Annotated in this window: 17 protein-coding genes; 12 read left to right on the top strand and 5 right to left on the bottom strand. The window is 74.3% G+C overall.

Annotated elements, in window-relative coordinates; translation table 11 throughout:
* The first annotated feature begins 12 nt into the window (after positions 1–12).
* Positions 13–2346 (top strand): HelD family protein, encoded by a 2334-nt coding sequence (locus tag ACIBAD_RS00545; protein WP_398903946.1) that lies wholly within the window; start codon positions 13–15, stop codon positions 2344–2346.
* A gap of 27 nt (positions 2347–2373) precedes the next feature.
* On the opposite strand, the gene ACIBAD_RS00540 is transcribed toward ACIBAD_RS00545, so the two are convergent.
* The gene (locus ACIBAD_RS00540; protein WP_398903377.1) at positions 2374–3300 is read right to left on the bottom strand and encodes a helix-turn-helix domain-containing protein; all 927 of its coding nucleotides are present in this window, start codon (positions 3298–3300) and stop codon (positions 2374–2376) included.
* Positions 3301–3400: 100 nt separating this feature from the next.
* On the opposite strand from ACIBAD_RS00540, the gene ACIBAD_RS00535 reads away from it, so the two are divergent.
* The 5 genes from ACIBAD_RS00535 (at position 3401) to ACIBAD_RS00515 (ending at position 9159) form a co-directional block, all read left to right on the top strand.
* A complete protein-coding gene (locus ACIBAD_RS00535) occupies positions 3401–4858 on the top strand; it encodes an MFS transporter (protein ID WP_134067986.1) in 1458 nt (485 codons plus the stop codon).
* Between the two features lie 138 nt (positions 4859–4996).
* Positions 4997–6319 (top strand): cytochrome P450, encoded by a 1323-nt coding sequence (locus ACIBAD_RS00530; protein ID WP_398903374.1) that lies wholly within the window; start codon positions 4997–4999, stop codon positions 6317–6319.
* Positions 6320–6536: 217 nt separating this feature from the next.
* Positions 6537–7151 carry a TetR/AcrR family transcriptional regulator gene (locus ACIBAD_RS00525; RefSeq protein ID WP_398903372.1) on the top strand — a complete coding sequence of 205 codons (615 nt, stop codon included), beginning with the start codon at positions 6537–6539 and terminating at the stop codon, positions 7149–7151.
* Positions 7135–8766 carry an isovaleryl-CoA dehydrogenase gene (locus ACIBAD_RS00520; RefSeq protein ID WP_398903370.1) on the top strand — a complete coding sequence of 544 codons (1632 nt, stop codon included), beginning with the start codon at positions 7135–7137 and terminating at the stop codon, positions 8764–8766. The genes ACIBAD_RS00525 and ACIBAD_RS00520 overlap by 17 nt, the downstream gene beginning before the upstream one ends.
* Positions 8767–8877: 111 nt before the next feature.
* Entirely contained in the window at positions 8878–9159 is a 282-nt protein-coding gene (locus tag ACIBAD_RS00515; RefSeq protein WP_134067983.1) for a DUF6225 family protein, read from the top strand.
* On the opposite strand, the gene ACIBAD_RS00510 is transcribed toward ACIBAD_RS00515, so the two are convergent.
* Positions 9138–10034, bottom strand: a complete 897-nt coding sequence (locus tag ACIBAD_RS00510) for an alpha/beta fold hydrolase (RefSeq protein ID WP_398903367.1) — start codon at positions 10032–10034, stop codon at positions 9138–9140. The genes ACIBAD_RS00515 and ACIBAD_RS00510 overlap by 22 nt on opposite strands.
* Positions 10035–10126: 92 nt before the next feature.
* Between ACIBAD_RS00510 and ACIBAD_RS00505 the strand changes: the two genes are divergently transcribed.
* The 5 genes from ACIBAD_RS00505 (at position 10127) to ACIBAD_RS00485 (ending at position 16788) form a co-directional block, all read left to right on the top strand.
* Positions 10127–10570 (top strand): MarR family transcriptional regulator, encoded by a 444-nt coding sequence (locus ACIBAD_RS00505; protein ID WP_134074013.1) that lies wholly within the window; start codon positions 10127–10129, stop codon positions 10568–10570.
* A gap of 77 nt (positions 10571–10647) precedes the next feature.
* A complete protein-coding gene (locus ACIBAD_RS00500) occupies positions 10648–11421 on the top strand; it encodes a nucleotidyltransferase domain-containing protein (RefSeq protein ID WP_398903944.1) in 774 nt (257 codons plus the stop codon).
* 213 nt (positions 11422–11634) lie between these two features.
* A complete protein-coding gene (locus ACIBAD_RS00495) occupies positions 11635–13239 on the top strand; it encodes a glutamate synthase subunit beta (RefSeq protein ID WP_398903365.1) in 1605 nt (534 codons plus the stop codon).
* A gap of 83 nt (positions 13240–13322) precedes the next feature.
* Positions 13323–15347 carry a prolyl oligopeptidase family protein gene (locus tag ACIBAD_RS00490; RefSeq protein WP_398903364.1) on the top strand — a complete coding sequence of 675 codons (2025 nt, stop codon included), beginning with the start codon at positions 13323–13325 and terminating at the stop codon, positions 15345–15347.
* 115 nt (positions 15348–15462) lie between these two features.
* Positions 15463–16788: an MFS transporter gene (locus ACIBAD_RS00485; RefSeq protein WP_398903362.1), complete on the top strand. Its 1326-nt coding sequence runs from the start codon at positions 15463–15465 to the stop codon at positions 16786–16788.
* Positions 16789–16838: 50 nt separating this feature from the next.
* Here ACIBAD_RS00485 and ACIBAD_RS00480 read toward each other — a convergent pair whose 3' ends face one another.
* The 3 genes from ACIBAD_RS00480 to ACIBAD_RS00470 all read right to left on the bottom strand — a co-directional run bounded on the left by ACIBAD_RS00480 (position 16839) and on the right by ACIBAD_RS00470 (position 18248).
* On the bottom strand, positions 16839–17039 hold the full coding sequence (locus tag ACIBAD_RS00480; protein ID WP_398903360.1) for a hypothetical protein: 201 nt from the start codon (positions 17037–17039) through the stop codon (positions 16839–16841).
* Positions 17040–17112: 73 nt separating this feature from the next.
* Positions 17113–17763, bottom strand: coding sequence for a hypothetical protein (locus ACIBAD_RS00475; RefSeq protein WP_398903358.1), 651 nt, complete (start codon positions 17761–17763; stop codon positions 17113–17115).
* An 86-nt stretch (positions 17764–17849) separates the two neighbouring features.
* Positions 17850–18248, bottom strand: coding sequence for a hypothetical protein (locus ACIBAD_RS00470; protein ID WP_398903356.1), 399 nt, complete (start codon positions 18246–18248; stop codon positions 17850–17852).
* A 244-nt stretch (positions 18249–18492) separates the two neighbouring features.
* On the opposite strand from ACIBAD_RS00470, the gene ACIBAD_RS00465 reads away from it, so the two are divergent.
* Positions 18493–20211 (top strand): DUF885 domain-containing protein, encoded by a 1719-nt coding sequence (locus ACIBAD_RS00465; RefSeq protein ID WP_398903354.1) that lies wholly within the window; start codon positions 18493–18495, stop codon positions 20209–20211.
* The last annotated feature ends 5 nt before the right edge of the window (positions 20212–20216 follow it).

The raw sequence follows: 20216 nt of genomic DNA, 5'->3' as shown, positions 1-20216 counted from the left end.
TTTCACGCCCCAATGACGGCAGGGCATGAAAAAGCTTTACGAGGACATCGTATCGGTTCGGGAGTGGCATTGTCAACCGTGGAATTCCGTAATGAGCAGCAATTCATCGACGAGCTCTATGCGCGCCTGGACGACCTGCGAGACCAGGCGGAACGCGCCGTCCAGCAGGCCCTGTCCGGGGCGGGGACCGGCTTTCAGGCGAGGCTGGAGCGGGACGTGGTCGTCGCCGAGCAGTCCGGTCTGCTTTCCGCGCTGAACGCGGGCGAGAACGGCCTGTGTTTCGGCCGCCTGGAGTTCTCCGACGGACAGGACCACCACATCGGCCGAATCGGAATCAGGCAGGACGACGCGGACCGCACCCCCCTCGTCCTCGACTGGCGGGCCGAAGTGGCCCGTCCCTTCTACCTCGCCACCGGGCATTTCCCCATGGGGCTGCGCCGGCGCCGACACATCACCACCCGCGGCCGCGAGGTCACGGCCCTGCACGACGAGATCCTCGACCTCGCCGACACCGAGCGCACCGGCCACGAGGGGGCCGACGCCGACGCCGTGCTGCTCGCCGCGCTCGACGCCGCCCGCACCGGCCGCATGCACGACATCGTCCAGACCATCCAGGCCGAGCAGGACCGCATCATCCGCTCGCCCCACCGCGGCGTACTGGTGGTGGAGGGCGGCCCGGGAACCGGGAAGACGGCCGTCGCCCTGCACCGGGCCGCCTACCTCCTCTACGCCCACCGCGAGTTGCTCGCCAAGCGCGGCGTGCTGATCGTCGGACCCAACCCGGCGTTCCTCGGCTACATCGGCGAGGTGCTCCCCTCGCTCGGCGAGACCGGCGTCCTGCTGTCCACCCTCGGCGAGCTGTTCCCCGGCATCCGGGCGACCGGCACCGACCGCCCCGGCGCCGCCGCCGTGAAGGGCCGCGCCGAGATGGCCGACGTCCTCGCACGCGTCGTGCGCGACCGGCAGGCGCTGCCGGAGACGGTCCCCGCCGGCAGCGGCGAGGACAGCGCCGTGCTCCCGGAGCCGGCCGTGGAGATCGACCACGACGACTACGGCATCCTGCGGCTCGACCGGACCATGGCGTACGAGGCCCGTGACCGGGCCCGCGCCACCGGGCTGCCGCACAACCTGGCCCGCCCGTACTTCGCGTTCCGCGTCATCGACTCCCTCACGGAGCAGCTCGCCGACCGGCTCGGCGCCGACCCGTACGGCGGCCCCAACCTGCTCGGCGCCGACGACATCGCACAGCTCGGCAAGGAGATCGCGACCAGCGCCGAGGTGCACGCCGCGATCGACGCCCTCTGGCCGCCCCTCACGCCCCGGCAGCTCATCGCCGACTTCCTCGCCGAACCCACCCATCTCCCCTCCGCCGAGGCCGCGTTGATCCGGCGCACGACGGACGACTGGACACCCGCCGACATCCCGCTGCTCGACGAGGCCGCCGAGCTGCTCGGCTTCGACGACAGCGCGCAGCGCGCCGCCGAGGAGCGCGAACTGCAGGAGCGCATCGCGTACGCCCAGGGCGTCCTGGACCTGTCCCAGGGCTCCGAGTCGTACGAATTCGAGGACATGGAGAGCGAGTTCCTCGCCGCGCACGACATCATCGACGCCGAGCGGATGGCGGAGCGGCAGGAGGAGGCCGACCACCGCAGTGCCGCCGAGCGGGCCGCCGCCGACCGGACCTGGGCCTTCGGGCACGTCATCGTGGACGAGGCGCAGGAACTGTCCGAGATGGCCTGGCGGTTGCTGATGCGGCGCTGCCCCACCCGTTCCATGACGCTGGTGGGCGACCCGGCCCAGACCGGCGACGAGGCCGGCTGCGGATCGTGGCAGCGGATCCTGGAACCGTACGTCGGCGACCGGTTCGAGCTGGTGCGCCTCGGCGTCAACTACCGCACGCCCGCCGAGATCATGGACCTCGCGGCCGCCGTGCTCCGGGCCCGCCACCCCGGATTCGAGCCGCCGAGCTCGGTGCGGTCCACCGGGCGGCGGCCATGGGTCCGGGCGACGGACGACCTCGCCGCCGCGGTCGCGGAAGCGGTGCACGAAGGCGCTCCGGCCGAGGGGAGCGGCGGCCGGCTGGCGGTGATCGCTCCGCGCCCGCTGCACGCGGCGCTGGCGGCCGTGCTGCCCGGCGTACGGGCGGGGGAGGAGCCGGACCTGACCCGTACGGTCGTCCTGCTGGACCCGCGCCAGGCCAAGGGGCTGGAGTTCGACTCGGTGATCGTCGTGGAGCCCGCGGACCACGAGCCGAGCGATCTGTACGTCGCCCTGACCCGGGCCACGCAGACCCTCGGGGTGGTGCACACGGGCCGGCTGCCGGAGGGGCTGGCCGAGCAGTCGTAAGCGGGCCCGCGGGAGGGGCGGGGTGCGTCAGACCGCGGCCGGCGCGTGGAGTTCGAGCGGCTCGGACCACGCCGGCTGCTCCGGCCGCTCGCGGCGCTCCCGGCTCTCGAGCCGCTCAAGCCCCGCCAGCCGCTCCAGGCCCGCCCGGCTCTCCTCGTCGACCGGCACCATCGTCACCAGGCGCGGGCCCGCCGCCGGTCCGAGCCACAGATTGGTGTGCTCCAGGTGCAGCAGACCGACGTGCGCGTTGCGGACGTACTTGGTCTTGGCGCCCAGGCCGAGCACCTCGTGGCGTGCCCACAGCTCCCGGAACTCCGCCGACTCCGCCTCCAGCCGCGCCAGCAGGGCCTTCCATGCCGGCTCGGCGAGGTGCTCCGCCATCGCGGCCCGGAACTTGGCGACGATCGTGCGGTTCACCTCGGCGACGTCGGCCATCGACGCCCGCCAGTCCGCGTTGGTGAACGCCAGCCACAGGCAGTTGCGGTCCTCGGGCGGCAGCGCGTCCAGGTCGCACAGCAGCCGTCCGTAGCTGGCGTTGTACGCGAGGATGTCGTACCGGCTGTTCTGGATGCAGGCCGGGATGGGCCCGAGCTGGTCGAGCATCGACCGCAGCGCCGGGGTCACGCTCGGGCACGGCGCGTGCGGGGCCGGATCGAGGCTGCCGGCCAGCGCGAACAGGTGCGTACGCTCGCTGGCGTCGAGCAGCAGGGCGCGCGCCAGGGCGTCCAGGACCTGCGGGGAGACCTGGATCTCGCGGGCCTGCTCCAGCCAGGTGTACCAGGTGACACCGACGGCGGAGAGCTGGGCGACCTCCTCGCGGCGCAGCCCCGGAGTGCGCCGGCGGCGGCCGCGCGGCAGCCCCACCTGCTCGGGCGTGATCCGTTCCCGGCGGCTGCGCAGGAAGTCGGCCAGCTCGTGCCGGCGTACGTCGCTGTCGGAGGCAACTGTGGTCATGGAACCAGGGTGCCGCACCGCTCATCCCGTTGCCAGGTATTCCTGGTACCAGGATAAGAAGGCTCTGGTACCAGGCTGAGCGCGGGGCGATCGTTTCGGTGTGAGCGAAGCAACCGTACGCACCACCCGCCCCTCCCCGTCCGCCCCGACGGGCCGCCCGGCCCCCGGGCCCGCCCCGGCCGCGATCGGCCCGCTCGGGCTGTTCACCGTGCTGCTCGGCGCGGCCCTGCCCCTGATCGACTTCTTCATCGTCAACGTGGCGCTGCCCGCCATCGACAGCGACCTCGCGGCCGGTCCGGCCACGCTGGAACTGATCGTCGGCGGCTACGGCGTCGCGTACGCCGTGCTCCTCGTCCTCGGCGGCCGCCTCGGCGACACGGCCGGACGGCGCCGGCTCTTCCTGATCGGCATGGCCGCCTTCGGCGCCACCTCGCTCCTCTGCGGACTGGCGCCCACCGCATGGACCCTGGTCGGGGCGCGGGTGGCGCAGGGAGCCGCGGCCGCGCTGATGCTGCCGCAGGTGCTCGCCACCATCCAGGCGACCACCCAGGGGCCGCGCCGGGCCCGGGCGATGAGCCTGTACGGGGCCACCGCCGGGCTGTCGATGGTCGCCGGGCAGATCCTGGGCGGCGTCCTCGTCGCCGCGGACGTCGCCGGGCTCGGCTGGCGCTCGGTGTTCCTGGTCAACGTGCCGGTGGTGGTCCTCGGACTGCTGCTCGCCACCCGCGCCGTACCGGAGACCCGCTCGGACCGGCCGGCCTCGGTCGACGTACCGGGGACGCTGCTCCTCGCCCTGTCGCTGGTGTCCCTGCTGCTGCCGCTGACCGAGGGCCGGGCCGCCGGCTGGCCGCTGTGGACGTGGGTCTCGCTCGCGGTCTTCCCGTTCGCCGTCACGGCCTTCTACCGGACCGAGCGCCGCGCCGACCGCCTCGGCCGCACCCCGCTGGTGCCGCCGAGCCTGCTGCGCCTGCAGTCGCTGCGGCGGGGCCTGGCCCTGCTGGTGCCGTTCTCGATCGGCTTCAGCGGTTTCATGTTCGTCATCGCGGTGGTCCTGCAACAGGGGCTGCGGATGGACCCGGTGGAGGCCGGACTGGCGCTGGTGCCGATGGCGGTGGCCTTCTTCGCGGCCTCGCTCGCCGGGCCGCGGCTGGTCGGCCGGTTCGGGAGCCGCGTCGTCACCGCGGGCGGCGTCCTCCAGGGGGTCGGCGTCACCCTGCTCACCCTCGCGGTCCTGCGCGGATGGCCGGACCTCGGGCTGATGTCGCTCGCTCCGGGCGTGGCCGTCGCCGGCCTCGGCCAGGGGCTCCAACTGCCCGTCCTGATGCGGCTGATGCTGTCCGACGTACCGGCCGACCGGGCGGGCGTGGGCGGCGGGGTCATGATCACCACCCAGCAGTCCGCGCTCGCCCTCGGCGTCGCGACTCTGGGCAGCCTGTTCCTCGCCCTGATCCCGTCGGCGGGGATGCGGGACGCGCTCGCCCTCACCCTGCTGGCCCAGCTCGGCATGATCGCCCTGACGGTGCTCCTGAGCCTGCGCCTGCCGCGGGTCGTCCGGTAGGGGGTGTCGTCGAAGTAGCGTCGGGGCCGGGGGCTGCGGACCCCCGGGCGGGGTGTCACGAGACGCGTCCGCTCCCGTACAGTCCGTGATGCCCGCGCTCCGCCCGGGCCGGGACCAGCGGCGAACAGGAGAAGATCCGTGGCCACCGAAGCCGGCTTCGACGCCCGTCCGCCCGCTGGCCCGACGGGACGTCCGGTCCCCGAGGCGGACCCCGCCCTCGTGGAGCGGTGGCGCTCCGACGGGGCCGAACTGGTCGACCTCCTCACCCTGTTGCGCGATCGGCTCGGCGGGGTCGCGGCGTTCCGCCTCGGGCCGAGCCCCACGGTCCTGGTCACGGACCCCCGCGCGGTCCGGCACGTACTGGCCCTGCACCCCGACCGGTACGTCAAACGCTCCCACCGCGCCCGCCTGTTGATCGGCGACGGTGTGCTCGCCGCGACCGGCGAGGCCTGGAAGAGCCAGCGGCGGCTGCTGCAGTCCCAGTTCACCGGCACCGGCATGCGCCGCTACGAGCAGCGGATCGCTGAGGCAGCCCGCGTCACCGCCGGGCGCTGGGCCGCGTACGCCCGTACCGGGGAGCCCTTCGACGTCGGCCTGGAGATGCGCCGCTTCGCCCTGGACACCATCTGGCGCTCCCTCACCGGACACCCCCTCGACGACGGCACCGAGCGTGAACTGGGCGCCGTCGCCGCCGTGGTGGCCGCGATGCCCACCCTGCCGGCCGACACGGCAGGCGCCCGGGAGGCCGTCTCCGCCGACCTCGCCAGGATCGACGCCGTCGCGCACCGCGCCATCGGGGCCGCCCGGAGCGGCGAAGCCGGGCCTGACGGGCCGGGCCTCCTGCACCTCCTGCTCGGCGCCGCCGCCGAACGCCCCGAGTACACCGACCGGCTGATCCGCGACGAGCTGATCACGCTGCTCGTCGCCGGCCACGAGACCACCGCCACCACCCTGACCTGGCTCTACCTCCTGCTCGACCGGCACCCCGCGGCCCGTGGGGAGGCCCTCGCCGCAGGCGCCCCAGGCTCGGCGGAACGCCGTCGCGCCGTCGAGGCCCTGGTCCACGAGACGCTCCGGCTCTATCCGTCGGCGTGGATCCTGCCCCGGTACGCCGTCGAGGCGGACGTCCTGACCGGCTACGCCGTCGAAGCGGGCTCCGACGTGGTGGTCTGCCCGTACCTCACGCACCGCGACCCCGGACTGTGGCCGGACCCCGAGCGGTTCGACCCCCGCCGCTTCACCACCCCGGGCGGGCGCCCGACGCACCCCGGCGCCTACCTCCCCTTCGGCATCGGCCCGCGCGCCTGCCTCGGCCTCCGGTTCGCCCTCCGCGAGTCGACGGTCCTCCTCGAACAGCTGCTGCCCGCCCACGTCCCGGAGTTCCACTCCGTCCCCGCGAAGGCCGCGTACAGCATCACCGTCCGCCCCGACGGCCCCACCCCGGCGACCCTCACCCCGTAGAGCGCCTCTCCCGGCCCCCGCCCGCCCCGCGGCGCTCCCGCGCCCATCGGGACCACGCCCCGGGACGCTCCCCGTCACGGCCCGTGGCAGGCTTCCTCATGGCTCTGGGCCTCGCGCCGCGGCCCCGATCCGGGGGCGCGTGCGCCGAGTGGACCGCCGCCGGCCGGCGCCCGTCCAGGTCTGGCGTGAAGCAGTGAATCGGTGCTTCAATCCTTCCATGCCCTACCGTCGCCCGCCATCCGTGCAGGCCCGCCTCGACGCCCGGCGCGAGCGGGTGCTCGAAGCAGCCGTCCACCTGCTCTCCCGGGAGGGGTACGGCGGCTGCTCGGTCGCCGCCATCGCCGCCGAGGCCGGGATCTCCACCGGAAGCGTGTACCAGTCGTTCTCCGGGAAGTCCGAGCTGGCCGCCGCGCTCTTCCGCACCCTCGTGGCCAGGGAGCTGGAGGCCGTGGCCGCCGCGACGGAGCGCCCGGGCGGCGCCGCGCGCCGGGTGGCCGCGGCCGTCGAGACCTTCGCGTACCGGGCGCTGCAAGCGCCGCGGCGGGCCTTCGCCCTGCTGGCGGAGCCTGCCGACCCCGCCGTCGACACCGAACGCCTCGTCTTCCGGCGGGCGTTCCGCGACGTGTACGCCGAACAGATCGCCGCGGGCGTGGCGTCGGGGGAACTCCCTCCCCAATCACCCGAGTTGACGGCCGCCGCGCTCGTCGGCGCGATCGCCGAAGCGCTCGTCGGGCCGCTGGCCGACGGGGACGCGGCCCCGGGGGACGTCATCCCCGGTCTGATCACCTTCACCCTGCGTGCCCTTGGAGGACACGATGCCGCAGACGCATGAGGTCACCAACCAGGTGCCGCCGCACCTCGGTTACGACGCGGCCGCCGACCCGGCCCTGCTGGAGGCGGTCGCCCGCGAGGGCGCCGGGTGGGCGATACCCGAGATCCACCGGCTGGGCGCCCTCGCCGGCTCCGAACGGGCCGCGGAGTGGGGACGCGTCGTCAACGAGAACCCGCCGGTGCTGCGCAGCCACGACCGCTACGGCCACCGGATCGACGAGGTGGAGTTCCACCCGTATTGGCACGAGCTGATGGGCACCGCCGTCTCCCACGGGCTGCACGCCGCGCCCTGGGCGGACGACCGGGCCGGAGCGCACGTCGCGCGGGCCGCGAAGTTCCTCGTCTGGGGCCAGGTCGAGGCGGGCCACTCCTGCCCGGTGTCCATGACGTACGCCGCCGTACCCGCGCTGCGCGCGACCCCGGAACTCGCCGCCTGGCTGGAGCCGCTGCTCGCCTCCCGCACGTACGACTACGGACTGCGCCGGCCCGACACCAAGCAGGGCTTGATCGCGGGCATGTCGATGACCGAGAAGCAGGGCGGCTCCGACGTGCGCGCCAACACCACGACCGCCGTGCCGGCCCCGGACGGCACCTACCGGCTGACCGGCCACAAGTGGTTCACCTCCGCACCCATGTCGGACGTCTTCCTGACGCTGGCCCAGGCCCCGGGCGGGCTCTCCTGCTTCCTGCTGCCCCGGGTGCTGCCGGACGGCAGCCGCAACCGGCTGCTGCTCCAGCGCCTCAAGGACAAGCTCGGCAACCGGTCCAACGCCTCCGCAGAGATCGAGTACGACGAGGCGTTCGGCTGGCTGGTGGGGGAGGAGGGGCGCGGCGTCGCGACGATCATCGAGATGGTCAACATGACCCGCCTCGACTGCGTGCTCGGCGGAGCGTCCGGCATGCGCCTCGGTGTCATCCGCGCCGTCCACCACGCCACGCACCGGCGGGCGTTCGGCAAGGCGCTCATCGACCAGCCCCTGATGCGCAACGTCCTCGCGGACCTCGCCCTCGAATCCGAGGCGGCGACCGCCGTCGCGCTGCGCCTCGCCGGCGCCACGGACCGGGTCTCCCGGGGCAGCCGGGACGAGGCGCTGCTGCGCCGGCTGGGGCTGGCGGTCACCAAGTACTGGGTCTGCAAGCGTGCCCCGGGGCATGCCGCCGAAGCCCTCGAATGCCTGGGCGGCAACGGCTATATCGAGGACTCCGGGATGCCGCGCCTCTACCGGGAGGCCCCGCTGTCGTCGATCTGGGAGGGCTCCGGCAATGTCGCCGCCCTGGACTCGCTGCGGGCCATGGCCCGGCAGCCGCAGACCGTCGAGGCCTTCTTCGAGGAGGTCGGGCGGGCGGCGGGCGCCGACCGGCACCTGGACGCGGCGGTGGCCGGGCTCCACAAGCAGCTGGCCGATCCGGCCGAGGCCGAGTACCGGGCCCGGCAGCTCACCGAGACGATGGCCCTCGTCTTCCAGGCGTCGCTGCTGCTGCGCCACGCCCCGGGCGCGGTGGCCGAGGCCTTCTGCGCCTCCCGCCTGGGCGGTGAGCGCGGCGGCGCGTACGGGACGCTCCCGACGGGCGTGGACACGGCGGCCATCCTGGAGCGGGCGGTCACCACGGGCTGACCCCGCACCCGGGCCGTCCCCGGGCGCACTCCGGGTGACGGTCGCGCGGATGCGGGAAACCGTCCGGCGCGCCGTGGCCGTGGTGCACCTTTCGCCCTCTAATGTCGCGGTATGGCTGACATGTTCGATCACAATCCGCAGGTGTGGACCGCCGGCCGGCTCCGCGAGGCGCTGGCGGCACTGCCCGACGAGACCCCGATCCACATCGGCGTCGCGGACGGCCCCGGGGACTTCGAGGGCTACGGGGAGTTCGTCCTCGTGGACGCCGAGCCCGTCGAGGTGGACGTCGACTGCGAAGGCGAGGGCGGCCACGGCGGCGAGCCCGGCCCGCGGGTCCAGTTCACGCTGTTCGCCGACGCGGTCGCCGGGGCCTACCACCTCGACCTGGACTGACCTTCCCGGTCGGTCCCGAGGAACTCTGAGATCAGGCGGTTCGTCTGCGCGGACGCTGCCGTGGGCAGCGCGTAGTGGGTGAGATGCGGGAGCGTCTCGATCCGGGCGTGCGGTACGGCCTCGCGGGCGCGGGCGGCGACCTTCTCCGGATCGTGGGCGCCGCTGCGGCCCGCGAGCAGGACCAGCAGCGGGGCCCTCATCGCCCGGGCGTCCGGCCGGCGGCCGACGACCAGCTTCCGGTGGGCGACATCCGAGGCCGCCAGGGCGAAGAGCCGCTTCCACTGCGGGTCGGTGTCCGTGCCCGCCGTCTCGCGGTCGACGTAGGCGAGCACGCGGGCCGCCCGCGGGCGCACGAGCACGGGCAGTGAGCGCACCAGGAATCCGGGGCGGTATCCCGCGAAGCACTGGGTCGGGTCGAGGAGTACCAGCCGGTCGACCCGCTCCGCGGCGTGCAGCGCGTACGTCAGGGCGAGCCAGGCCCCGTACGAATGCCCCACGAGCGCGGCGCTCCGGACGCCGAGCCCGTCGAGGAGCGCGTCCAGCCAGGCCATCAGGTCGGCGGCCGTGCGCAGCGGGCGGCCCGCGCGCACGCTGCGGCCGGCGTCGCCGAGGATGTCGGCGGCGAGGACCCGGTGGTGCGCGCCGAGCGTCGCGGCGTTGGCGAACCAGACGGCGCCGGTGGAGCCGCCGCCGTGCAGCAGCAGGACCGCAGGGGCCCCGGCGGGGCCGTACGCGTGCACGCGGGTCGTTCCGTACGGGGTCGGGACGTCGAGCTCGGCCGTACCGGCCGGCCATCGCGCGAGCAGCGCGTCGTACGCACTGAAGAACTCCTGTGATGCGGGCACGGGCACGGGCAGGGGCGCAGGTACGGTCACGGCAGGCCTCCGGGGATCGTCGCATCGTCTCGTTGACCGAGTATCTCGCCCCACGAGATAATCGTCGAGTGAACGACGACGACACCCCTGCCATGCGGCTGGTCCACCTGCTGCGCGCGGTCACCGTGGAACTCCACCTGCGCGGTGCCGAGTTCGCGGCCGGCAACGGCCTGCACCCGACCGATCTGCGGGCGCTGATCCGCCTGCTGGACGCGGAGCGCGCGGGCGAGCCGGTCACCCCGGGGCGGCTCGGCGAGGCCCTGCGGCTCAACTCGGCGGGTACCACCGCCCTCCTCGACCGGCTGGAACGGCTGGGCCTGGTCCGCCGTAGCCGCGACCCGCACGACCGGCGCCGCGTCCTGCTGGCGGTGGAGCCGAAGGCCGTCGGGCTGGGCCGGTCCTTCTTCGGTCCGCTGATCGGCGGCCTGGTCGAGGCCGCCGAGGAGTTCACTGCCGCTGAACTGGACGTCGTGCGGCGCTACTTGACGGCGGCCCTGCACGCCGCCGCGCCCGGTGGAGAGCAGGAGGCGCCGTAGGGGCAACCCGGTGAACCCGGTGGCCGCGTCCGCGTCCCGGATGCGAGACTCGCGCCGTGGAAACGATCATCAAGGACATGGCGAATCGCCTGACCGGAGTGCCCGGTGTGGTCGGCGTCATGCTCGGCGGCAGCCGGGCCCGCGGAGAGCACCGGCCCGGATCGGACTGGGACCTCGGCGTCTACTACCGGGGCGACCTCGATCTCGACGCGCTGCGCGCGCTGGCCGGGCCCGGAGTGGACGTGGCCGCACCCGGCGGCTGGGGCCCCTGGGTCAACGGCGGCGCATGGCTGCAGGTCGAGGGGACCGCCGTGGACTGGATCCTGCGGGACCTGGACCGGGTCGCGCTGGTCTGGGAGCAGTGCCGAGAAGGCCGGTACGAGGTCGGCCTACAGGCGGGGCACCCGCTCGGGTTCTGGTCGCCCTGCTACGCGGGCGAGGTGGCGCTCGGGCAGGTGCTCGCCGATCCGACCGGCGAGCTGGCCGGCCTTCGACGGCAGACCGCCGACTATCCGGAGCCGCTGCGCCAGGCGCTGACGGCGGCGGCCTGGGAGGCGGAGTTCCTGGTCGAGGGCGCCGCGAAGGGCGCCGCCCGGGCGGACGCCCTGTACGTCTCGCTGTGCCTGTCCCGGGCCGTGGGCGTGCTGGTGCAGGCACTGTTCGCCGCGGACCGCCGCTGGTGCCTCAACGAGAAGGGCGCACTGGCCGTCGCCGAGACGCTGCCCGGCGCACCCGCCGACTTCGGTCGCGTCCGCGACCTGCTGGGCGCGCCCGGCACCACCGCCGAGGCGCTGACGGCCACCGTCGCCGAGGCCCGCGCCCTGGTCGCCCGGACCCGGGCAGCCCTCTGACGTATCGCTGCCGCCGCCCGCGGCCGCCGGTACGCCGCTCTGTTCCCGCACGCCCTGCTCGTCGTGCAGATCGGAGCGGGCCACGCCCCAGGGCTCGACGACCCCGAGCGGTCCACCGGGGCCGCCGCCGCGTCCGCTTGCCGCCGCGGGAGCCCCGAACCCGGCGTAGCCTGGTCTGACCGCCGTATCCGCCTGTGACCAGGGAGGCGGAGCATGACCGATCCGTACGGGTTCCTCCGGACCCCCCGCAACGCCGTCCCGTCGCGCCCCGCGGACCTGCGGCTCGGCGACTGGCGCGAGGTGCACGCCGGGCAGACGCTGCTGCCCCTGGTGTCGGAGCAGGCGAACCGCTGCATGGACTGCGGCGTCGCCTTCTGCCACGGCGGCTGCCCGCTCGGCAACCTCATCCCCGAGTGGAACGCCTATGCCGCGCACGGCGACTGGCGGGCCGCGGCCGAGCGGCTGCACGCCACCAACAACTTCCCCGAGTTCACCGGCCGGCTCTGCCCGGCCCCCTGCGAGGACTCCTGTGTACTGGCGATCAACGCCGACCCGGTGACCATCAAGAACGTCGAGCAGACCATCGCCGACCAGGCCTGGGAGCTCGGCTACGCCCCGCCGGCGCCGCCCGGCCGGCTCAGCGGTCAGACGGTGGCCGTCATCGGCTCCGGCCCGGCCGGGCTCGCCGCGGCCCAGCAGCTGACCCGGGCCGGGCACACCGTCGTCGTCTACGAGCGGGCCGACCGCATCGGCGGCCTGCTCCGCTACGGCATCCCCGCGTTCAAGATGGAGAAGACCCACCTGGACCGGCGGATCGCCCAGATGCGGGCCGAGGGCACGGTCTTCCGTACGGACGCCGACATCGGCGGCCGCGTGGACGCGGCGGAACTGCGCCGGCGCCATGACGCGGTCGTCGTCGCCGTCGGGGCCGAGGAGCGCCGGGAACTTGCCGCGCCGGGCCGCGACCTGCACGGAATCCACCAGGCCATGGAGTACCTGACCTGCGCCAACCGGGTCGGCGAGGGCGATTTCGCGGCGCCCGCTCTCACTGCCGAAGGCCGGCACGTGGTGATCGTCGGCGGCGGGGACACCGGCTCGGACTGCCTGGGCACCGCCCTGAGGCAGGGGGCGCTGTCGGTGGTCCAGCTGGACATCCGCCCGGAGCCGGGCCCCGAGCGGCCCGAGGGAGAGCCATGGCCGCTGGTACACCCGCAGGTGTACCGGATCTCCCACGCCCACGAGGAGGCGCGCGGGCGCCACGGCACCGACCCCCGCCTCTTCTCCAGCGCGACCCTGCACTTCGAGGGCGATGTGGACGGCCGGGTACGGGCCCTGCACCTCACGGCGGTCGAACCCGTGGAGCGCAGGCCCCTGCCGGGTACCGAGCGGGTCGTCGAGGCGGAGCTGGTCCTGCTGGCGCTCGGCTTCTCCGGTCCCGAGCGCGCCTGCCGGCTCGGCGAACAGCTCGGCCTCACCCGCGACGACCGGGGCAACTTCGCCCGGGACGCGGGCTACGCGGCCCTCGGCGGGCGGGGCGCGCCCCCGCCGGCGGCCCGTGCCGCGACGCCCAAGGCACCGCCCTGGGCCGAGGCCCCGGCGGCGGGCGTGCCGCCGGCCTGGGGCCCGCCGAGGGCGCGGCCCACCCGCCGCAGGCCCGACGGGGTCTTCGTGGCGGGCGACGCCGGGCGCGGCCAGTCCCTGGTGGTGTGGGCCATCGCGGAAGGGCGGGCGACGGCCGCCGCCGTGGACCGCTACCTCACCGGCTCGACGGCCCTGCCCGCCCCCGTCGGCGCCCACGACCGGCCGTTGTCGGCCTGACCGGCCCCCGCCGAACCCGGACCCGAAGGCCCGCTTCGCCCGACGCGGCTCCGGGCCGCCCCGCGGGGCGGCACAATCGTGGGGTGACTGCTGAAGATCGTTTCCTGTGGCTGGAAGACGTAGAGGGCGAGGACGCACTGGCCTGGGTGGCGGAGCGGAACGCGGAGACCGCCGCCGCGCTCGCCGACGACCCGGGCTTCGGGGCGTTGCGCGACGAACTGCGCGAGGTACTCGACGACGCCGACCGCATCCCGTACACCGCCCGGCGCGGGGCGCACCTCTACAACTTCTGGCGGGACGCGGACCGCCCGAAGGGCGTGTGGCGGCGTACGACGCTGGAGCAGTACCGCAAGGACGAGCCCGCCTGGGAGGTGCTCCTCGACATCGACGCCCTCGCGGCGCGGGAGGGCGAGGAGTGGGTGTGGGCAGGTGCCCGGGTGCGGTACCCGGACTACCGCCGCGCCCTGGTCCAGCTGTCCCGGGACGGCTCCGACGCCGTCGTCGTCCGCGAGTTCGACCTCGACGGCCGGGCCTTCGTCCCCGGCGAAGAGGGAGGCTTCCACGTCGCGGAGGCGAAGACCCGGATCGGCTGGATCGACGAGGACACCGTCTTCCTCGGCACCGACTTCGGACCGGGTTCGCTGACCGCCTCCGGCTATCCCCGTACGGTCCGCCGCTGGCGCCGGGGCACCCCGCCGGCGGAAGCCGAGCTCGTCTTCGAGGCCGAGGCCGGCGACGTGTCCGCCTCGGGCTGGCACGACCCGACCCCCGGCCACGAGCGCGACTTCGTCTCCCGTCACACCGACTTCTTCCACGACGAGCTGTACCTGCTCGCCGACGGCGACGGGCTCGTGAAGATCGAGGTCCCGGACGACGCCGGGAAGTACGCGTTCCGCCAGTGGCTGGTCGTCACCCCCAAGACCCCCTGGCTCGGACAACCGGCCGGCTCGCTCCTCGCCTTCGACTTCGACGCGTTCCTCGCCGGAGACCGCACCGCGCACGTGCTGTTCGCGCCGGACGAGCGCACCGCGCTGGCCGGGCACTGCTGGACCCGCCACCACCTGATCCTGGAGACGCTCGCCGACGTCGCCACCCGCATCGAGGTCCTCACCCCGGGCCCGGACGGCTGGAGCCGCCGGCCGCTGGCGGACGTGCCGGCCCTGTCCTCGGCGACCGTCACCGACACCGACGCGGACGTCAGCGACGAGTACTTCCTCAACGTCGACGGCTTCCTGCAGCCCTCCACCCTCGCGTACGGGCACATCGGTGCCGACTCCGAGCCGCTCAAGCAGGCCCCCGCCCGCTTCGACGCCCGCGGGCTGGAGGTCCGGCAGTTCTTCGCGACGTCCGCGGACGGTACGCGGGTCCCGTACTTCGTCGTCGGCCCCACCGACCGGAGCGGGCCGGGGCCAGCCCTGCTCTACGGGTACGGCGGCTTCCGGGACCAGCAGACCCCCGGCTACAGCCCGCTCACCGGGCGGGCGTGGCTCGCCCGCGGCGGTACGTACGCGGTCGCCAACATCCGCGGCGGCTCCGAATACGGCCCCGCCTGGCACCACGCCGCCCTCGGCGCGAACCGGGTACGGGCCTTCGAGGACTTCGCCGCCGTCGCCGCCGACCTCACCGCCCGGGGCATCACCACCCCCGACCGGCTGGGCATCACCGGAGCCAGCAACGGAGGCCTGCTCATGGGCGCCATGCTGGTCCGCCACCCCGAGCTGTTCGGCGCGGTCGTCGCGAAGGTGCCCCTCCTGGACATGCTCCGCTACCACCGCCTGCTCGCCGGGGCCTCCTGGGTCGCCGAGTACGGGGACCCCGACAGCGAGGCCGACCGACCCCACCTCGAAGCCCTCTCCCCGTACCACAACCTCCGCGGGGACCGGCCGTACCCGCCCCTGCTGCTGATGACCTCCACCCGCGACGACCGCGTGCACCCCGGACACGCCCGCAAGGCGGCCGCCCGGCTGCGGGAGCTGGGACACCGGGTGCTCTTCCACGAGAACACCGGCGGCGGCCACGGCGGAGCCAGCGACAACGAACAGGCCGCCGTCAACCACGCGCTCGCGTACACGTTCCTGTGGCGGCACCTGGGCGCCGGCACGCGGTGAGCGGCATGGGGTGACCGGCACGCGGTGACCGGCATGGGGTGAGCGGCGCGGTCGCGCGCCCGGGCACCGAAAATGCGTTGCCCGGGCGCGGGCGGCTCCCGCACGATGGCCCGCTGTGAGTACCGCCCGTTCCTCCCGCCTGCTTCCCGACCTCTCCCCGTGGCGTTCCAGCCGCGACTTCCGACTGCTCTTCTTCCAGGGCGCCGTCACGTACTTCACGTCCTTCATGGCGATGATCGCCCTCCCGCTCCAGATCAAGCACCTGACGGACTCGCCGCTCGCGGTCGGTGCGATGGGCGCGGTGGAACTCGTCCCGCTCGTCGTCTTCGGCCTCTACGGCGGGGCCCTGGCCGACGCGATCGACCGGCGGCGGATGATCCTGCTGAGCGAGGCCGGGCTCGGGCTGCTGGCCCTGATCCTGCTCGTCAACGCCCTGCTGCCGAACCCGCTGCTGTGGCCCCTGTACGTGGTCGCGGCCGGAGTCTCGGCGCTGGCCGGGCTGCAGCGCCCGGCCCTGGACTCGATGATGGCGCGGATCGTGCCGCACGAGCAGATGACCGCGGCCGCCGCGCTCAACGCGCTGCGCTACCAGATCGGTGCGATCGCCGGACCGGCGCTCGCCGGCCTGGTCGTCGCCTACGCCGGCTATCCGGCCGCCTACGGCGTCACCGTCGCCGGCTTCCTGCTGTCCGTCCTGCTGTGCGCCCGGCTGACGCCCGCGCCGCCGTCGCCCGACGCGGAACGGCCCTCGCTGCGCGGGATCGCCGAGGGCGCGCGCCACGCGTGGAGCCGGCCGGTGCTGCTGGGCACGTACGCGGTGGACCTGGCGGCCATGTTCTTCGCCTTCCCGAACACGATCTTCCCCTTCCTCGCGGACGAGCTCGACGCGGCGTGGGCGCTGGGGCTCATGTACTCGGCGGGCGCCGTCGGCTCCCTGGTCCTCGGGATGACCAGCGGCTGGACGTCCCGCGTGCGGCGGCACGGCCTGTTCGTCGTGTGCGGGGCGGCGGTCTGGGGCGTGGCGATCGCGGCGGCCGGCTGGTCCACCGACATCTGGGTGGTGCTGGCGTGCCTGGCGGTCGCGGGCGCCGGCGACATGCTGAGCGGCCTGGGCCGGGCGACGATCTGGAACCAGACCATCCCCGAGGAGCTGCGCGGCCGGCTCGCGGGCATCGAGGTCCTCTCGTACAGCGTGGGCCCGCAGCTGGGCCAGGTCCGCGCGGGGACGGTCGCGGGCTGGACGGGCACCCGGTCGGCGTTCTGGAGCGGAGGCCTGATGTGCGTGGCGGCGGTGGCGGCCCTGTCCGCGATGCTGCCGAAGCTGGTGACGTACGACGCCGATACGGACGAGGACGCACTGCGGCGCCGCGCCGCGAAGGAGCGCGCCGAGGGGGACCGCGGCGGGGCGGAGACGGGGCCGCTTCCCACGCCCACCTCCTGACCGGACGGTCGTGTTCCTGTCGTGCTCCGCTCGGCTTCGAGCGGACAGCCCTAGGCCGGCGGCGTTGCGGGTCCCCTCGCCGGGTCCGGGCCCCGCGGGGGCGGCGGGCGGTCGCCGGGTTCGGGCCGGGGCCGCGGGCGGACGACGTACTGGTTCTCCACGAGGTGCTCGTACACCTCGAAGTCGACGGCCTGCCACCGGTCCATGTCGCCGTGGACGGCCCGGAACTGGGCCGGAGTCGGACTGACCACCCTTCTCACCTCCACGTTCTCTCCCCCAGGCGGACGCCTCATACGACGCTAGAACACTTCGGGAACCCGTGCACTACGTGGTGACGGGTTCACCCGTGAGGCCGGTCAGGTGCAGCGCGCGGTGCATGGCGGGCAGGTCCCACTCCTCGTCCCGGTCCTCGTTGCCGGTGCTCGCGACCAGGGCGTCCAGGGCCCGGGGTGCCAGCCGGTACTCCTCGGCGGCCTCCAGGAGCTCCTCCGCGGCCGGGCCGTGGCCGGCCAGCAGGCCGAGGACTTCCCGCCGGTCGACGAAGCGGTCCATACCGCAGTCCAGGCCGTCGTCCTTGAGGTCCTCCGGGTAGGGCGCGCGGGCCCAGGCGCCGTTCTCATACCAGTAGACGCACCCCAGCTCCCAGCCCTCCAGCAGGTCGTGCAACCTCTCGTACGGGAGCCAGTCCGGGCCCTGCGCCAGCATGTCGACCGCGGGCTCGTGCCACTTGACGCCGCTCGACTCGTCCTCGCCGTAGAGCACGAAGCGGCCCCGGCCCATCCGGGCCAGGGCCCACCACGTGCAGCCGGCGTCGTCGAGACGGAGCGCGGCGCCGTCGATCCAGTGGCCGGTGCGGTGGATGCCGCGGCTCTCCGCCGCGGTGGTCGCCTCCAGTACGGCGACCAACGCCCACCGGGCCCACAGCAGTTCCGCCGCGGGCAGGTCCGTGGGCCGGCCCGGCCGGTGAATCGTCATGCTGTTCCTGCTCCTCGTGCCGGTGACGTACGCGTACCGGCACGAGGGTATCGGGCGGGCGGTGTCCGGCCGCCGCCGTCAGCCCGTCAGGGCCTCGCCTGCCGCGGGACGTCGGTGCACAGGGCCCAGATGACGAACACGCCGATGCCGATGGCGATGATCGACCAGAGCGGCTGGTAGGGCAGCCACATGAACTGGGCGATCACGTACAGGCAGGCCAGAGCGATACCTGCGATCCGGCCGGCCTCCATGCCCTTGAGGATCGCCGCACCGGCGAGGAGCACGAGGATGCCGACGATGAGATGGATCCAGCCCCAGGTGGTGAGGTCGAACTTGAAGGTGTAGTCGCCGACGCGCTGGGACACCTCGTCCTTCGCGAGGGCGACGATGCCCTCGATGATGCCGAAGATGCCGCTGACGATCATCAGGACACCCGCGAACGTCGTGCCGCCCGCCGCCCAGGCACTGTTGGTACGGGTCGGCATGCCACTTCCACTCGGCGTGCTGGTCATCGCGCCGCCTCTCTCTCGGGTGCGGGACCCAGGTCTTCGTGCCACATCGGTCCCGAAGTCCATCGTGCGTACTGGCGGCGCATGGCGCACCTCGGGGCGTGACCGCCCTGCTCGCAGAGCGCGAGCAGCCGGGCGGCCTGGCGGCCGGGCGACGGGATACCGGCCAAAGACAGGGGGCCCGGCTTGTCCGGGGGAGGCGCTGGGCAGGGCTTCGGGCATGTTGAGGCCTCAGCGTGAGCTGCCCCGCCAGATCTCCGACGCGCACGTCGACGCCCTGGTCGCGCTCGACCCGATCACCGGCACCTACCTCGGCACCTCCGTCGGCGCCGGCGGACTGCCGGACTTCTCGCCCGACGGGGCCGCCGCCGAGGCCGCTCTCGCGCGCGAGACCCTCGTACGGCTCGCCGGGAGCGCCCCCGCCCCCGACCCGGACTCCGGGGCCGACGCGGACGTCGAGAGGCGGTGCGCACGGCTGCTGCGGGAGCGGCTCGATGCGGAACTCGCCCAGTACGAGGCGGGTGAGCACCTGCGCGCGGTGAACAACGTCTCCTCGCCCCTGCACCGGGTCCGCACGGTCTTCGCGGTGATGCCGACCCGTACGCCGGAGGACTGGGCGGCGATCGCGCGACGGCTGCGGGCCGTGCCCGACTGCCTCGGCGGATACCGGGCCTCCCTCGCCGAGGGCGTGGGGCGTGGACTGGCCGCGGCGCCGCGCCAGGTACGGGCCAATGTGGCCCAACTGGAGGAGTGGCTGGGCTCCGGGGGCTCCACGGGCTCCGGGGGCGGTGGCTTCGCCCCGCTGGCCGCCGGGGCGCCGCCGCAGCTGCGCGCCGAGGTGGAGGCCGCGGCGCTGGCGGCGACGGGCGCCTTCGCCGAGCTGGGGGAGTGGTTCCGGCGTGAGTACGAGGCGGGGGCCACCGGGGCCGGAGCCGAGGACGCCGTCGGCCGCGAGCGCTACGGCCGTTTCGCCCGCTACTACACCGGCGCGGACCTGGACCTCGACGAGGCGTACGCGTACGGCTGGGAGGAGTTCCACCGGCTGCTGCCCGAGATGCGCGCCGAGGCGAAGCGCATCCTGCCGGGCGGACAGGACCCCTGGGTGGTACTGGCCTGGCTGGACGACCACGGCAAGAGCGTCCACGGAGTGGAGGAGACCAGGGTCTGGCTCCAGTCCCTGATGGACGAGGCCGTGTCGGCCCTGGACGGGCGGCACTTCGACATCGCCGAGCCGGTCAGGCACGTCGAGTCGTGCATCGCGCCCCCCGGTGGGCCCGCGGCCCCGTACTACTCGCAGCCCTCCCTGGACTTCGCCCGCCCCGGCCGGACCTGGCTGCCGACGCTGGGCCGGACCCGCTTCCCCACCCACAACCTCGTCTCGACCTGGTACCACGAGGGCTTCCCCGGGCACCATCTCCAGCTGGGGCACTGGACGTTCGCCGGCGACCGGCTCTCCCGCTACCAGACCAACGTCGCCAAGATCAGTGCCGCTACCGAGGGTTGGGCCCTGTACGCCGAACGGCTGATGGACGAGCTGGGGTTGCTGGCCGTCCCCGCGCACCGGTTGGGCCACCTCGACGCCCAGATGATGCGGGCCGTCCGCGTGGTGATCGACATCGGCATGCACCTGCGGGCGGCCATCCCCGCGCACTCGCCGTTCCGGCCGGGGGAGCGGTGGACTCCCGCGCTGGCGCGGGAGTTCCTCGGCCGCTACTCCAGCCGGCCCGCGGCCTACCTGGACAGCGAGGTCGTCCGCTACCTGGGCAGGCCCGCCCAGGCGATCTCGTACAAACTCGGCGAACGGGCCTGGCTGGAGGGGCGGGAGCGGGCCCGGGCCAAGCAGGGCCCGGACTTCGACCTCAAGCGCTGGCACATGGCCGCGCTCTCGCTCGGCTCGCTCGGTCTGACGGATCTGAGCGACGAACTCGGATCCCTGTAGGCGGG

The sequence above is a fragment of the Streptomyces sp. NPDC051109 genome (genome assembly GCF_044455885.1).
In the GTDB taxonomy this organism is placed as follows: domain Bacteria; phylum Actinomycetota; class Actinomycetes; order Streptomycetales; family Streptomycetaceae; genus Streptomyces.
Note: the sequence above shows the minus strand (reverse complement) of the source record. Positions and strands in the feature narration are given on the sequence as shown.